This is a genomic window from Aeromonas sp. 160P, assembly GCF_055193095.1.
The window spans coordinates 2,546,308-2,560,740 of record NZ_JBUXKV010000001.1 but is presented as its reverse complement, the minus strand read 5'-3'; the positions used below and the strand labels follow the sequence as shown (position 1 = coordinate 2,560,740).

12 protein-coding genes are annotated in these 14,433 nt (G+C 59.1%); 2 read left to right on the top strand and 10 right to left on the bottom strand.

All coding sequences use genetic code 11. The annotated features are described in order from the left end of the window. The first annotated feature begins 127 nt into the window (after positions 1-127). Both asnB and ACY8FN_RS12110 read left to right on the top strand, forming a co-directional pair. Complete coding sequence (asnB, locus tag ACY8FN_RS12115; RefSeq protein ID WP_463100151.1) at positions 128-1,792, top strand: asparagine synthase B; 1,665 nt, start codon at positions 128-130, stop codon at positions 1,790-1,792. A gap of 248 nt (positions 1,793-2,040) precedes the next feature. After that, complete coding sequence (locus ACY8FN_RS12110) at positions 2,041-2,565, top strand: acyloxyacyl hydrolase (RefSeq protein ID WP_463100150.1); 525 nt, start codon at positions 2,041-2,043, stop codon at positions 2,563-2,565. 100 nt (positions 2,566-2,665) lie between these two features. Here ACY8FN_RS12110 and dcuC read toward each other — a convergent pair whose 3' ends face one another. The 10 genes from dcuC to ACY8FN_RS12060 form a co-directional block, all read right to left on the bottom strand. Beyond that, positions 2,666-4,039 (bottom strand): C4-dicarboxylate transporter DcuC, encoded by a 1,374-nt coding sequence (gene dcuC, locus ACY8FN_RS12105; RefSeq protein WP_463100149.1) that lies wholly within the window; start codon positions 4,037-4,039, stop codon positions 2,666-2,668. Positions 4,040-4,048: 9 nt separating this feature from the next. After that, on the bottom strand, positions 4,049-5,287 hold the full coding sequence (gene pepT, locus ACY8FN_RS12100) for a peptidase T (protein WP_463100148.1): 1,239 nt from the start codon (positions 5,285-5,287) through the stop codon (positions 4,049-4,051). 481 nt (positions 5,288-5,768) lie between these two features. Next, the gene (locus tag ACY8FN_RS12095; RefSeq protein WP_463100147.1) at positions 5,769-7,265 is read right to left on the bottom strand and encodes a C69 family dipeptidase; all 1,497 of its coding nucleotides are present in this window, start codon (positions 7,263-7,265) and stop codon (positions 5,769-5,771) included. 558 nt (positions 7,266-7,823) lie between these two features. Further along, on the bottom strand, positions 7,824-8,459 hold the full coding sequence (maiA, locus tag ACY8FN_RS12090) for a maleylacetoacetate isomerase (protein WP_463100146.1): 636 nt from the start codon (positions 8,457-8,459) through the stop codon (positions 7,824-7,826). Positions 8,460-8,597: 138 nt separating this feature from the next. After that, complete coding sequence (locus ACY8FN_RS12085; protein WP_463100145.1) at positions 8,598-9,593, bottom strand: fumarylacetoacetate hydrolase family protein; 996 nt, start codon at positions 9,591-9,593, stop codon at positions 8,598-8,600. A 10-nt stretch (positions 9,594-9,603) separates the two neighbouring features. After that, positions 9,604-10,755 (bottom strand): homogentisate 1,2-dioxygenase, encoded by a 1,152-nt coding sequence (locus ACY8FN_RS12080; RefSeq protein WP_463100144.1) that lies wholly within the window; start codon positions 10,753-10,755, stop codon positions 9,604-9,606. Then, positions 10,748-11,899, bottom strand: a complete 1,152-nt coding sequence (hppD, locus tag ACY8FN_RS12075) for a 4-hydroxyphenylpyruvate dioxygenase (RefSeq protein ID WP_463100143.1) — start codon at positions 11,897-11,899, stop codon at positions 10,748-10,750. The genes ACY8FN_RS12080 and hppD overlap by 8 nt, the downstream gene beginning before the upstream one ends. Before the next feature lie 225 nt (positions 11,900-12,124). Further along, positions 12,125-12,793 carry an HAD family hydrolase gene (locus tag ACY8FN_RS12070; RefSeq protein WP_463100142.1) on the bottom strand — a complete coding sequence of 223 codons (669 nt, stop codon included), beginning with the start codon at positions 12,791-12,793 and terminating at the stop codon, positions 12,125-12,127. A 26-nt stretch (positions 12,794-12,819) separates the two neighbouring features. Beyond that, entirely contained in the window at positions 12,820-13,479 is a 660-nt protein-coding gene (locus ACY8FN_RS12065; protein WP_101317576.1) for a TIGR01621 family pseudouridine synthase, read from the bottom strand. Positions 13,480-13,673: 194 nt separating this feature from the next. Continuing rightward, on the bottom strand, positions 13,674-14,366 hold the full coding sequence (locus ACY8FN_RS12060; RefSeq protein WP_101317495.1) for an ABC transporter permease: 693 nt from the start codon (positions 14,364-14,366) through the stop codon (positions 13,674-13,676). Positions 14,367-14,433: the final 67 nt, after the last annotated feature.

Here is a 14,433-nt window from a genome sequence, read left to right as displayed (position 1 = left end):
TGATTTTCTGCGGTTTTCCCGCTTGCAAAAGGTTTTTCCGCTAGGCATTGTGTCTGACGAGGAATGTAAATGGAATTTCGAGCCCGGACGTGGGGGGCTCATATAAAAATCAAGAGGATTACCGCCAATGTGTTCTATTTTCGGCATTCTGGACATCAAAACCGACCCGGCTCTATTGCGTAAATCGGCGCTGGAGATGTCCAAGCGATTGCGTCACCGCGGGCCTGACTGGTCCGGTGTCTACAGCTGTGACAAAGCGATCCTGGTGCACGAGCGCCTGGCCATCGTCGATCCGGGCAATGGCGCCCAGCCGCTCTACAACCCCGAGCGCACTCACGTCTTGGCCGTCAACGGCGAGATCTACAACCACAAAGAGCTGGAGACAAACCTCAAGGTCGACTTCCAGTTCCAGACCCAATCCGACTGTGAAGTGCTGCTGGCCCTCTACAAGGAGAAAGGCCCGGCGTTTCTCGACGATCTCAACGGCATCTTCGCCTTTATCCTCTATGACGCCGAGCAGGATGCCTACCTGATTGGTCGTGACCATATGGGGATCATCCCCCTCTATACCGGTCGCGATGAACACGGCAACTTCTATGTCGCCTCCGAGATGAAAGCGCTGGTGCCTGTGTGCAAGAGCGTTGAAACCTTCCCACCAGGACACTACCTGTGGAGCAAGGATGGCGAGCTTAAACAGTGGTACCAGCGTGACTGGATGGAGTACGGCGCGGTCGAACACAACGTCAGTGACAAAGCCGAGCTGAAAGCGGCGCTGGAAGCAGCGGTCAGACGCCAGCTGATGTGCGACGTCCCTTATGGCGTGCTGCTCTCCGGCGGGCTCGATTCATCGGTGATCTCCGCCATCACCAAGATCTACGCCGCCCGTCGGGTGGAAGACGATGGCAACAGCGAAGCCTGGTGGCCGCAGTTGCACTCCTTCGCCGTCGGCCTGGAAGGCTCGCCTGACTTGGCTGCCGCCCGTAAGGTGGCCGACCATCTGGGCACCATCCACCACCAGATCCACTTCACCGTGCAAGAGGGGCTGGATGCCCTGCGGGATGTCATCTATCACCTCGAGACCTATGACGTCACCACCATCCGCGCCTCCACGCCGATGTACCTGATGGCCCGTTATATCAAGGCGATGGGGATCAAGATGGTACTCTCCGGTGAAGGCTCCGACGAGCTGTTCGGTGGCTACCTCTACTTCCACAAGGCGCCCAACGCCCGCGAGTTCCACGAAGAGAACGTGCGCAAGCTCGCATCACTGCACCTCTATGACTGCCTGCGCGCCAACAAATCGATGGCCGCCTGGGGAGTGGAAGGTCGCGTGCCCTTCCTCGACAAAGAGTTCATGGACGTGGCGATGCGCCTGCAGCCTGCCGACAAGATGTGTGGCAACGGCAAGATCGAGAAGCATATTCTGCGCGAAGCCTTCGAGGAGCTGCTGCCCCATGAAGTGGCATGGCGCCAGAAGGAGCAGTTCTCCGATGGCGTGGGCTACTCCTGGATTGACAGCCTGAAAGCCATGGTCGAGACCGAAGTGACGGATCAGATGTTCGAGGCGGCGGCGTTCCGCTTCCCCGTCAACACCCCGCTCACCAAGGAGGCCTACTTCTATCGCGCCATCTTCGACGAGCACTTCCCGCTGGAATCTGCCGCCCGTACCGTGCCCTATGGCAAGTCGGTCGCCTGCTCCACCCCCACCGCGCTGGAGTGGGATGCCAAGTTCAAAGAGATGGCCGACCCGTCAGGTCGCGCCGTAATGGACGTCCACCAGCAAGGCTACTAAGCCCGAACGGGTTCACCCGAGCGGATAACGCCAGATAGCAAAAAGCCCTTCACCATGGTGAAGGGCTTTTTCATGTCCCCGCATCCTCGCCAGCCAAACCACATCAGACCACCGCAGATAGTTGATTTTTCATAAATATTTAATTTTTTTACCTGCTAACCATTCATTGACAGGGCGCGCTCCGATTGACTATGCCTGAAGGGTGATCAACAGGATCACCACGATGACAACAAGGATCGGGAGAAAGCATGGACGCTAACACTCTTTCAAGGATTGGCCTGCTGGCAGCACTGCTCACCAGCCCGGCGGCGATGGCCAACGACAACATCGTGGTACTGCAGCTTGGCAACGCCTTCAGCAATGAAAAGCTCGACATAAAAATTGCTGATGCCAAGTTCCACCATATGTTTTGGCGTTGGGGAGACTCAGGCTGCCAATTTGGGCTGGGGGTGCGTGGCGGCATGCTCAAGGTAGAAGAGGAAGAGACAGCCAGACTGGGGGGCGGGGGACGTATCGAATGCCAATGGGGTAACTGGGTGACCTGGCTCCCCGGCGAAATGGTCTGGCTCGATCAGCATCAATTTGGTACTCGCGGCCACGGCTACAAGGATTACGGCGGCCCTTTCCAGTTCACACTGGGTATCGGCCTCGGTTACGCCATCACCAAAAATTGGCTGATCGGCTATCAATACGAACACATGTCCAACGCCTATATGTATGACAAGAACCCGGGGCTCGACAGCCATACCCTCCATATCGAATACCGTTTTTAGCAAACCAGGCTCCGCCAATATCAATACTACGAGATGCAAAAAGCCTTCACTCTCGTGAAGGCTTTTTTGCTATTTCATCGCCTCATCACTGTGGCGGTAACTACAGATAGAAGATCCCCACGATCAGGGTATGGAAAACAAAGCCCACCATCAGCGGCACCGAGGTGCGCTTGATCACCGCAAACGGCGTCAGCTTGGCGCCGCTGGCGACGGCAATGATCACCCCGGAGACCGGCGACATGGCCCGCCCCATATGAGAGGCCTGCTGCATTGGCAGGATCATAGCGGCAGTATTGACCCCCATGCTGGCCGCGATCTGCGGGATCAGCTCGACAAAGGCGAGGAAGGGGGCATTGCCGGAGCCCATGATGATCGCTGCTGCCAGGGTCACCAGCGCAAACAAGATCGCCATGGCGAACGCGGGCAACCCCACATGCTCGGCGCCGACAATCATGATATCGATTACCCCCAGCACCTTGATGCCGTGGGCGAAGATCCCCGCGGCTACCAGCAGTCCCACCACGTTGCTGAACGCTGACCCCATGCCGTTGAGGAAGTGGCTAAAACCGCCGCACACTTCCTTCATGTCGCGGGTTCTGGCCGCCTCCACCACCATGCTGATAAACATCGAGATCATCACTATGGTGATGACATTGAGCTTGATGTGATCAACAAACAGAGAGGAGAACCCCACCGCCATGATGATCGGCAACATCGGCAAAATGGCATAAAAGCCGGGAACCCCCGCCTCTTTTGCCTTGTCATCGACCATAGCGGCGCCCTGATGTTGGTGCCCATCGAGCCGATCGCAGCGACGCTGCCAGACGATATGCATCAAGCCCACCACCAGCACGGTCGCCAACGCGGCAGGACCCTGATAGGTATAGACATACTCGATCACGTTATGCCCCATGCCCACTGCCTCGGTCGCCCGAATGGCATCGATGGCGGTTGGGGTATAGGCAACCCCTAGAGAAGTGGCAATCACCCCGGCCGACGAAGCGGCAGAGAGCCCCAGCCCCACCATGATGGGGAACAGGGTCGCCATCAACAGCACCGCCAGACCGGTCGCCGAGGGGATCGCCAGTTGCAGCGCGCTGGCCAGCAGATAGGAGAAAAAGAGCAACACATAGGGGGAGCGCAACCGGCGCAGCGGGCGGATGGCGATGCGCACCACCGCATCATTGGCCCCTATATGATCCATGTAATGGGCAAAGCCCATCAGCGCCATGATCATCAGGCCCAGATCCGCCGCCCGCGAGCTGAACAGATCCCGCATTACTTCAAAGGGATCAAACAGGGCAACCCCGGTGCTCTCGACCCCTTTGGGCAACACACTGCCCCACCCTGCCAGCTGGCTGGCCACCATCAGCACCAGACCGGCGGCAAACAGCACCGGCTCGGCCCGATAGCCCTTCAGGATCAATCTGGCCACCAGCACTATGACCAGTACTGCAATAACTACCTGAAACATGACGACTCCTTAGCGGCTGAAACGGGCGTGGGTGAGCTTGACTATCTCGATCACCACGGCACTGGCCGCTTCCAGAGATTTGACCGGTAGGTACTCGTAGATGGAGTGGAAGTTGTGGGCACCGGTGAAGAGGTTCGGACAGGGCAACCCCTTCTGGGAGAGCACGGCGCCGTCATAACCGCCGCGCATCGGGATGGGCTTGGCGGTGATCCCCAGCGTCTCGTAAGCGGCCAGCGCCAGCTCGATGGGATAGCGGTTCTCCCCCTGCAGGCTGTTGAATACATTGCTGTAGCGATCGCTTAAACTGTAACTCACGCTCTGCTCGCCCCAGAGGGCCTGACAGCTCTTGCCGAGGGTATCGAGCAAGGCCATTCGCTGCTGATAACCTTCTTGAGTGAAGTCGCGCACATCCAGCTTGAGCACTGTGTTGGCGCTGTTGCCCTGCATCTGCTTGACCCAGTAGTAACCCTCACGCCCTTCGGTATATTCAGGTGCTTCGCCCCCCGGTAGCATGGCGATGAACTTGTGGGCCATCAGCAGGGAGTTCTTCAGCTTGCCCTTGGCCGACATGGGGTGAGCCGAAGCGCCGTGAAAGACAAACTCCGCATCCCCCGCATTCCAGTTCTCATAGACCAGCTCGCCAATGCCGCAGCAGTCGAGGGTGTAGGCAAAATCGGCGCCAAAGCTCTCGGTATCAAACGCCTTGGCTCCCCGCAGCCCCTGCTCCTCATCAGGCACCAGACCAATTTTGATGGTGCCGTGGGGGATCTCCGGGTGCGCCTGCAGGTAAGCCACTGCATTGACGATGGCGGCGATGGCCGCCTTGTCATCGGCCCCCAGCAGGCTGGTGCCATCGGTCACGATGATCTGATCACCGACGTAATTGGCAAGCTCCGGGAACTCGCTCTGGCGCAAGGTGATCTGCAGCTCTGGATTGAGGCAGATATCCCCCCCTTCATAGCTCACCACCTGGGCATGGGTATCGGCGGTGTGCTCGGCACTGGTATCGAGATGGGCAAAGAAGGCCACGGTGGGCAGATCCCCTGCCACATTGGCGGGCAGAGTGGCGGTCAGGATGGCGTTATCCGCCACCGCCACGGTCAGCCCCAAGGCGATCAGCTCCTGCGCCACCTTGTCAGCCAGCACCCGCTGCCCCGGTGAAGAGGGCATCACCCCGGCGGCGCCCGCTTCACGGTTGGTGGTGGTATTGATGGCGGTGTATCCCAAAAATCGGTCGACAATATGCATTGCGGTAGTCCTGTGAGTAGTGACGGATATGATGCAGTGACGAGATCCGGCGGCGCGGTCACCTTATTCAGAAAGCAGCCGCCTTTTTCTGCAAACAGCCGTCTGATGAAGCGATAACGCCTTGGATTAACGAGAAAAAATGAGCTGGATAAAGAGAGTGCCCATCACAGTCGAATCAATGGGTAGTGATAAATAACACAGGAAAGATGCATAAAACCCACCAAATAGCCAAAAATGGGTAGCTGATCACATGACTGATATACCGAAAGGCGAAATAAAAACCTGAATGAAAGCATCCACTTTCGTATTTGGTAGCGCAATCCACTGCCCATGCCAGACACATTGACGGGATCTCATAGAGAAAAAATGCCGGAGCACAGGCTCCGGCATCGATAGAGGAAACGTGAGCAGGGGAGTCGGTCAGCCCGGCGGCTGCTCAAACCGACCATCGCCCCCCTTCTGCATCATGAGTGCGTCGCGGTTAATCCTTCTTCGCCTTGTTGGCGAAGAAGATATCGGCCTGAATATCCTGGGTGCGTACCGTAAAGATCTGGTTGGTCAGATCGTCGGTCAGCGTTTCGGCCTCCTGCATCACCCGCAGATTGAAGTCGTTGAGCATGCTGTTGGCGGCAACCTTGTCGGTCTTGACCGTTTTCAGATAGTTGGCCTCCATCTCTTTCTGCTCTTTGGCGATCTTCGCCTCCCAGCTCTGGTAAGCCTGCTTCACCATGGGGGCCAATTTGGGGTAATCGGTCATCACCAGGGTCTGCAGCTTGCGATATTTCCAGTAAATAGAGTCGCTGTCGGCCTTGTCGCTACCCATGGCATAGTGGGCCGGATAGGCTTCCAGCCCGCTGTAGTAGGGAACGAAAGCGGTCAAGTCCGCCATGCCGAGGCCCACATAGGTCACCTCCCCTACTTCGCGCGGCATCCAGGGGCGCACCTGCATCACGTGGGACTCGTAGGTGCGAAACACACTGACAGGGCGCCACGGCTCCTGACCGTTCAACCCCTTGCTGTAGGGATCGTGCTCGCTGCCGTCATAGTGATTGCGCAGCACCGCCTTGACCTCCTCCAGCGTCATCTTCTTCTCGGGGGAGAGGGTGACCGGGAACTGGCGACCGGCATCCACCGCCTGCTTGAGCGAGGGGTTGAACATCTGCTGGATGGTCCAGACTCGCGGATCGTTATAGCTGCGATCCCGCTCGTCATCGCGGGTATAGGCTTTCGAGAAGTTGAATGCCCCCTCCTTCTGCGGATGGTAAAGCCCCTTCTCGGTGGCAAATTCGATCAGATTTTTTGAGCCCATCATGTCGGCACTGGCCGGATCGTACTGCTGCAGGCGGCCCTGATTGCCGGTGGCAAAATAGTGATTTTTCGGCAGGCGCTGCGCCATCCAGTGATGACCGGTGGCTGTCTCCAGATACCAGAGCTCGTTATCATCCACCACCGCGACGCCAAATCCCTCTCCCGCGCCGATAGTCTCGATGATGTTGCCAAGCAATGCGATCGCCTCGCGGGCCGACGTAGACCGGGAGAGCAGCACATCGGGAATGTCATCCTCGGTGATCCCCTTGTCCTCGACATAAGGGTCGACGGCGAGCGCTTCGGGTGAGGCGAAAATCGACTCGGTGCCGCTCACCCCTACCCCCTTCTCATTAAACCCGGTGGCGCCGTGCAGCTGGGTCTTCCAGTTCGGCACTGTGGTATAGCGCAGGGAATTTTTCGGCAAGGGATAGCTGAAATCATTGGCGCCGTTGTGGGCCTTGGAACTGTGCACACCGCTCTGCCCCTGCTTGGCCGGATGGATCACAAAATGCTGGGCTTTCATGGCATCGCTGTCGGCGCTGCGGGCCACCATCATGGAGCCATCGGCGCTGGCCTCACTGCCAACCAGCAAGGTGGTACAGGCGAATGCCGACGAGAAGAGGGCAAGGTTGATGGAGAGCGCGACGACGCACTTTTTGAAGGAATGCATGAGATCTCCTTGTTACCAATAAACGGTGACGTGCCCGTGTGGGCAGAACGGGACAAAAAAGAGTGGATAACGCATGAAGAGAGGTGCAGGCAGCGCGGTTGAGCAGTCACGCCCCCAAACACCTGATTTGCGACCTGTTCGTATCTCCCCAGGGCGTGGCGATACTAGGCCCAATTAACTGGCACAAATGTGATTAACAACTCAAAACACCTATTAAATAGGCAGAAGCGATGCTAAATGTCAGTAAATGTGACAAATGCGGCACTTCTAACCATATCTTACAAGAGCCGTAGAGTGCAGCGCGCACCAACCCGCCAGAGTTCAGCGAACAACCGGAAAACCCGCAGCAAAATAGACCTGCAGCGCAGGGCAACGCTGAGATAACGGGAGAAGGTGATGCCATCTGCTGGCAAAGATGTGAACGAGCGGTAACAACAAAACTCGCCGGGAAGGCGGGCTGATCCACTGGGTCGAGACGGGCTTATCAGCCAGCTATAGCGTGTGTTGCAAGCGGGATGACGTGCTCATCCATCCCGTTACTGTTGATATATCAGCCGATCACTGCGCGTCTGGCTGACTGGCGGGGGCCGCCTTGATAAAGGCTTGCAACTGCTCGCAGTTGGCGACAATGCGGCGGATGGTGGGGTAATCGTCGAGGGTCATGTCGTAGCGACGGGCATTGTAGACCTGAGGCACCAGCATGCAGTCGGCCAGGGTCACTTCGTTGCCGACGCAGTAGACACCGGCGGTAGTCATCAACAGCTGCTCAAGCGCGGTGAAGGTCTCGTCAATCCAGTGGCGATACCAGTCCGCTTGCTGTGCTTTGCTGGCCCTGACCTGCTCTTCCAGATAGTTGAGCACCCGCAGATTGTTGAGGGGATGAGTATCACAGGCGATCATGTTGACGATCTGGCGCACCCGGGCCCGCGCCTCGGGGGCCGAGGGCATCAGGGAGTAGGCGGGATAGGTCTCGTCGAGGTACTCCATGATGGCAACCGACTGACCCAGCTGCACATCGCCATCCACCAGAAATGGCACCAACCCTTGCGGGTTGACTCGGCGATAGGCCTTCTCGCGCTGCTCGCCCTGTCGCAAATTGATCGGATGCTGCTCATAAGTGAGCCCCTTGAGCTGCAACACGATCCGCACCCGAAAACTTGCCGACGAACGCCAATAGCCAAACAACTGCAACATAATCTGTCCCTGCTTTTTATCTGGGCCCGAAGCCCGACAGGTGCTCGCCACCTGCCTCCTTGTGTATCCGGCACCGGTTGACGGCTTGTCGTTATCCAGAAAAATCGGGATATCCTTACCGCCAACCGGCGCTGGCCATCAACCTCCCTGACCGTTCGCTGGCACCACTTGTTGAGAGATGGTGCCAAACAGGTTTTGGCCAGAGCGATCCTCCATCGCGATCGACACTCTATCACCAAACTGCAAATAGGAGGTTGTAGCTTGATCACAATCAAGAATTTCCAACATGCGGCGCTCGGCGATGCAGGATGAACCGGCGCTGCGATCGTAGTTGGAGACGGTGCCCGAGCCGATGATGCAGCCAGCGCCAAGGGGACGGGTCTTGGCGGCGTGGGCAATCAGCTCGAAAAAGCTGAAGGTCATGTCCACCCCGGCATCCGGTGCACCGAACAGGGCGCCATTCAGATGGGTGCGCAGGGGCAGCAGCACCTTGCCATCGCGCCACTCATCCCCCAGCTCGTCCGGGGTGATGGCCACCGGCGAGAAGGTGCTGGACGGCTTGGACTGGAAGAAGCCAAAGCCCTTGGCCAGCTCCCCCGGGATCAGGTTGCGCAGGCTCACGTCGTTGACCAGCATCAGCAGCTTGACGTGGCTGGCGGCACCCTGCGGGCTCACCCCCATCGGCACGTCGTCGGTGATGATGGCCACTTCCGACTCGAAATCGATCCCCCACTCTTCCGAGCCCATCACGATGGGGCCACGGGGAGCGAGGAAGCTGTCGGAGCCCCCCTGATACATCAGGGGATCGTGCCAGAAGCTCTCGGGCATCTCGGCGCCGCGCGCCTTGCGCACCAGCTCCACATGGTTGACGTAGGCGCTGCCATCGGCCCACTGGTAGGCGCGCGGCAAGGGAGAGAGGCAAGACGCTTCGTCAAAGGGGAACGCCTCGGCGGCGTGGCCCTCGTTAAGCTGCTGATAGACAGCCTCAAGCTTGGAGGCGACCTCAACCCACTCGTCGAGGGCGGCCTGCAAGGTCGGAGCAATCTCGCTCACCCGCACCGTCCTAGTCAGATCCCGGCTCACCACCACCAAAGCGCCATCGCGCTTGCCATTGTTCAATGTTGCCAATTTCATAAGCGATTCCTTATTTGCTGGCAGCAGCGTCCGGGCGCTGCCAGCTGGAGACATAACGGGGGTTCTCGATCCCTTCGCACAGGCTGCCGACATGGAGCGCATCGCGGGTATCGAGCATCACCGCTACCTCGTCGGTGAACTTCTTGGCATAGGCCTGCCCCGCCGCAAACGCCTTGGGATGGGGGCCGTGGGTAAAACCGGCGGGGTGGAAGGTGACCATGCCCCGCTCGATATTGTCCCGACTGAAGAAGTCCCCCGCGTGGTAGAAGAGCACCTCGTCGTAATCGTCATTGCTGTGGTAGAAGGGCACCTTGAGGGCGCCGGGATCGCTCTCGATGGGGCGCGGCACGAAGGTACAAATCACGAAGCGGCTTGCCACAAAGGTGGAGTGGGCCGATGGCGGCAGATGGTAGCGGTGGCTCATCAGCGGCCGGATATCCCGCCAGTTGAGGCGCACCACGCACAAGTCCCCGTGCCACCCTTGCGCATCCAGCGGATTGAAGGGCCAGGTGATGACCGACACCTGATCGTGGCGCTTCACCTGCAGCGACCAGGGGTTCTCATCCTGCTGGGCCAGAAAGCGCGCGTTGATGGCGGGCACATCCAGCGCCGCCGGGTCGAAGATGGCGTGATTGCCCACCAGCCCCTTGTCCGGCAACTGATAGCTGTCGTTGGTTGCCTCGATCATCAGGATGAACATGGGCGAGCTAGGTTCGATGCGCCACATGGTGCCACGGGGGATCACCACGTAGTCGCCGTCCCGCAGGGTCAGGTGGCCGTAATCGCAGAAGAACTCGCCGCCCCCCTCGTGGATAAAGAGCAGCTCGTCGCCGTCGGCGTTGCGTACCAGAAACGGCATCGCCTCTTGCAGGCGCCAGATCCGGTAGCGACAGTGGGGGTTGCTGAGAATGTCGGGAGCCACCCAGGGGGAGAGTGAACTCACTTCTTCTTGCAGGGCATTTAGGTCAAACAGCCGTGGTCGCAGCGGCCCCTCCCAGTTGCTCCACTCGGTGGGGGCATGCTTGTGGTGCATGTGGGTAGCGGGGCCGAAAAAACCGCTGCGCCCCAGCTCGCGCTCATAGATGGCCTGCTCGGGCAGGTCGGCATGGGCCTGGCGGGAGTGGGTTCCCTCCCGATGGGGGAAGTTAATCCAGTTACGCATCGCTCGCTCCCTCTTTGCGGGCACCCTTCTCATCCTCGCCGCCATCCAGCACGCCACGGCGGATCTGGTCCAGCTCGATCGATTCAAACAGCGCCTTGAAATTGCCCTCGCCAAACCCTTCGTTGCCCTTGCGCTGGATGATCTCGAAGAACACCGGGCCAATCACGGTATCGGTAAAGATCTGCAGCAGGATGCCATCCTTGGTGGGGGAACCATCGATGAGGATGCGCAGATCTTTCAGGGCCGCCAGATCCTCCTGATGCCCCTCGACCCGGCTGTTCACCTGCTCATAGTAGGTATCTGGCGTCGGCATAAAGCCGGTACCGCGGCTGCGCAGGGTACGGATGGTCTGGTAGATATCGCTGGAGGCCATGGCGATGTGCTGGATCCCCTCCCCCTTGTACTGGCGCAGATACTCCTCGATCTGGGACTTGTCATCCGCCGACTCGTTGATGGGGATGCGGATCTTGCCGCAGGGAGCGGTCATGGCGCGTGAATGCAGCCCGGTCAGCTTGCCTTCGATATCGAAGTAGCGAATTTCACGGAAGTTGCCGATCCGCTCATAGAAATTGGACCAGACATCCATGTTGCCGCGATGGACGTTGTGGGTCAGGTGATCGATCTCGATAAGGCTGGCATCCACCGCGGCCATCCGAGCCTGCCAGTCGGGATAAAACACAAAATCCACGTCATAGATGGAGCCCTTGGCGCCATAGCGGTCAACAAAGGAGAGGGTGCTCTCGCCGATACCGTAGATGGCGGGAATGTTGAGCTCCATCGGGCCAATCTTGCCGACGAACGGCTTGGACCCCTTGGCGATGGCGAACTGCTGGGCCTTGCCCGCATCGCTCACCCGAAATGCCATGCCGCAAACGCTCGGCCCGTGCAGGCTGGCAAACTGCTCCGCCTGGGAGTGGGGCTCGGCATTGACCACAAAGTTGATATCCCCCTGCCGATAGAGCCAGCACTGCTTGTGTTTGTGCTTGGCGACCTCGGCAAACCCGAGCGACACGAACAGGCTCTTGAGAGCGGCAATCCCTTTGGCATCGGGGGCCGTGTACTCGACAAACTCGAAGCCGTCCGTCCCTAATGGATTAAGGCCTAGCGGATTGATGGTATGAGTGGCGGAAGAGGTGGCATTCATCGGGCGCTCCTTGCTCTAAGCAGGTTAAAACGAATTGCCGGGCGACTTGGTCGCGGCAAGTGTTAACAACTTGTTTCATTAGAGGCAGGGCGTAGCAGGAAGAGAAGAGGCGGGCTGCAGATAGTTTTTCGCAGCTGGCAGCAAAAAGATGTAAATGAATTGTGACATTCAAGCCACAACCTTGCGGATCAACCCATGACGACCCACATGGCTGTCAGCTTTGCCTTACAGCTGCCAGTTTTTGACTATCAGCTGGGGCAAGCGGGCCCGGGCTTTTTCCAGTCGAGCCGGAGTGGGATTGATCAACCATGCCTGCTCCCCCAACCCCAGCAACGGCAGATCGTGCAGACTGTCGCTCAGGGCCAACTCGGTATCGAGGGCGCAGAGCTCCGGCAGCAGCTTGTGCTGACCATGGCAATAGAAGCGCGGCATCAGGCCGCCAAAACGGTAGTGCATCTGCGAGCCAATGATCCGGTGGGGCAGCTGGCCGGGCAGTTGCTGATAAAGCTGGGCTCGCACCAGCGCGCAGGGGCTGGCGGAGATCACCCAGCAGCGCGCCCCCTCCCTTTGCAACAGATCGCGAGCCTGACGAAACAGTCCCGGCCTGGTGCGGCAATAGGCGCGCACCAGCTTGCGCCACTCCAAGGGGGAGAGCCCCAGGGTGATGGCCCACCAGATAAGGGAGATACCGCGCCGCCGCTGGCTGGGAACAAGATAGACCAAACCGCCCAACGCAATCACCGGCAGCAACAGCAGCGGCCAGATCCGGCGGCGCAGAATATAGCGCAGCAGACCGGCGTGGCTGTCGCCGGGGGCCAGGGTGTCGTCAAAGTCGGCCAGGATCCAGCGTGGAGTGCCCCCGTCAGGATCACGATCTATCAATGAATGGATCATAGTGTCAGGCGCTGGGCGCATAAGCATCAGGGCGCAAGGGTCGCGATGGCTGCCGTGAGCTCGGGGGTGACAAATTCACTCCCCACATCGGGCGGGCAGACAAAATCGAACGGCTCCCCCGCCAGCGTGAAGCTGAGCCGCCAGGCGTGCAGATAACCGCGCTCGGCTGGCGTGCCGCCATAGCGTTCATCCCCGAGAATAGGAGCGCCGATGCTTTTGAGGGCAACCCGGATCTGGTGGGTCTTGCCGGTCTGCGGCTTGATGCGATAGAGCCGCAGCCCCTCGCGCACCGACACCGAATCAAACCAGCTGATGGCGGGGTTTTCCAGCGTCCGCGCCAGCATCCAGCTGCCACCGCGCCCCTTTTGCATATCCCCTTTCACCCAGCCCTGCTTCTTCTTCGGTTTGCGATCGGAGAGCGCCAGATACTGCTTGCTCACTTCGCGGGCCGCAAAGGCCATGCTCAGCTCACGGTTCGCCTCTGTGGTGCGGGCCAGCAGCAGCAACCCGGAGGTCATCTTGTCGAGGCGGTGCACCGGATAGAGGGTCAGCCCGGTATCGGCCTTCACGCGATTAACCAGCCCCGGATTGACCGCCTCACCGTCGCCCTTCTCGTCATGCATGCCGATGCCGGGCTGCTTGTCGATAACCAGGAAAGCGGGATGCTCAAACAATATCCGGTACATAAAACCTCGGGAACTGGGGGATAAGACACGCAGCCAACGGCTGGCTGCGCTCGGGAGTGCTGCATTCTCCCTGCTCCGCCGCCATTTGGCAAACCGGGCGGACAGACGAAGAAGATGAAAAAAGCCGATAAGGATGAAAATGGCCCCGCCTGCAACAGACGGGGCCATTTTCGGTCATCTTGGCAACTCAACCCTCACACATTGCGCGGGCGCAGGTGGGCGTGCCAACGCGCCTCCCACTTCTTGAACAGCCAGACGATGACAAAGGTGAGCAGCATATAGAGCAGTCCGGCGGTCAAAAACGCCTCGAACGGACTGTAGTAGCGGGAGTTGATGATCCGCGCCGCGCCGGTCAAATCCACGATGGTGATGATGCCCGCCACCGCCGAGCCTTGCAGCATAAAGATCACCTCGTTGCTGTAAGCCGGCAGTGCCCGGCGAAACGAGTTGGGCAAAATGATCCGGGTCAGGGTCTGCCAGCGGCTCATGCCAAAGGCGTTGGCCGCTTCAATCTGGCCACGCGGCATATTCTGTACCGCCCCGCGCACAATCTCGGCAGTGTAGGCGCCGGTGTTGAGGGTAAAGGCCAGCAGGGCGCAGAACCACGCCTCCGCAAACAGCGACCAGGCAGCACTGTTCTTCAGCCACTCCCACTGGGCGGCGCCGTAGTAGATGATAAAGAGCTGCACCAGCAGCGGGGTGCCACGAAAGAAGTAGATATAAGCCCAGATCGGCCCCTTGATCAGCCAGTTGCGACTGTTGCGCAGGATGCCCATGGGCACCGCCAGCATCAGCCCAAGGATCAGCGAGACCGCCACCAGCCAGACGGTGGTATAGAGCCCCTCCCAGTAGGTGGGCCACTCTTGGATAATGATTGAGAAATCCATGGCTTACCTCATCTTCATCGTGATGTAGTGACGCTCGGCACTGGCACCGCGACGATCACTGTAAACG

Bases quoted from the DNA above. Each gene is read 5' to 3' on its own strand.
- asnB (WP_463100151.1), top strand. From the start codon at position 128: ATGTGTTCTATTTTCGGCATTCTGGACATCAAAACCGACCCGGCTCTA.
- ACY8FN_RS12110 (WP_463100150.1), top strand. From the start codon at position 2,041: ATGGACGCTAACACTCTTTCAAGGATTGGCCTGCTGGCAGCACTGCTC.
- dcuC (WP_463100149.1), bottom strand. From the start codon at position 4,039: ATGTTTCAGGTAGTTATTGCAGTACTGGTCATAGTGCTGGTGGCCAGA.
- pepT (WP_463100148.1), bottom strand. From the start codon at position 5,287: ATGCATATTGTCGACCGATTTTTGGGATACACCGCCATCAATACCACC.
- ACY8FN_RS12095 (WP_463100147.1), bottom strand. From the start codon at position 7,265: ATGCATTCCTTCAAAAAGTGCGTCGTCGCGCTCTCCATCAACCTTGCC.
- maiA (WP_463100146.1), bottom strand. From the start codon at position 8,459: ATGTTGCAGTTGTTTGGCTATTGGCGTTCGTCGGCAAGTTTTCGGGTG.
- ACY8FN_RS12085 (WP_463100145.1), bottom strand. From the start codon at position 9,593: ATGAAATTGGCAACATTGAACAATGGCAAGCGCGATGGCGCTTTGGTG.
- ACY8FN_RS12080 (WP_463100144.1), bottom strand. From the start codon at position 10,755: ATGCGTAACTGGATTAACTTCCCCCATCGGGAGGGAACCCACTCCCGC.
- hppD (WP_463100143.1), bottom strand. From the start codon at position 11,899: ATGAATGCCACCTCTTCCGCCACTCATACCATCAATCCGCTAGGCCTT.
- ACY8FN_RS12070 (WP_463100142.1), bottom strand. From the start codon at position 12,793: ATGATCCATTCATTGATAGATCGTGATCCTGACGGGGGCACTCCACGC.
- ACY8FN_RS12065 (WP_101317576.1), bottom strand. From the start codon at position 13,479: ATGTACCGGATATTGTTTGAGCATCCCGCTTTCCTGGTTATCGACAAG.
- ACY8FN_RS12060 (WP_101317495.1), bottom strand. From the start codon at position 14,366: ATGGATTTCTCAATCATTATCCAAGAGTGGCCCACCTACTGGGAGGGG.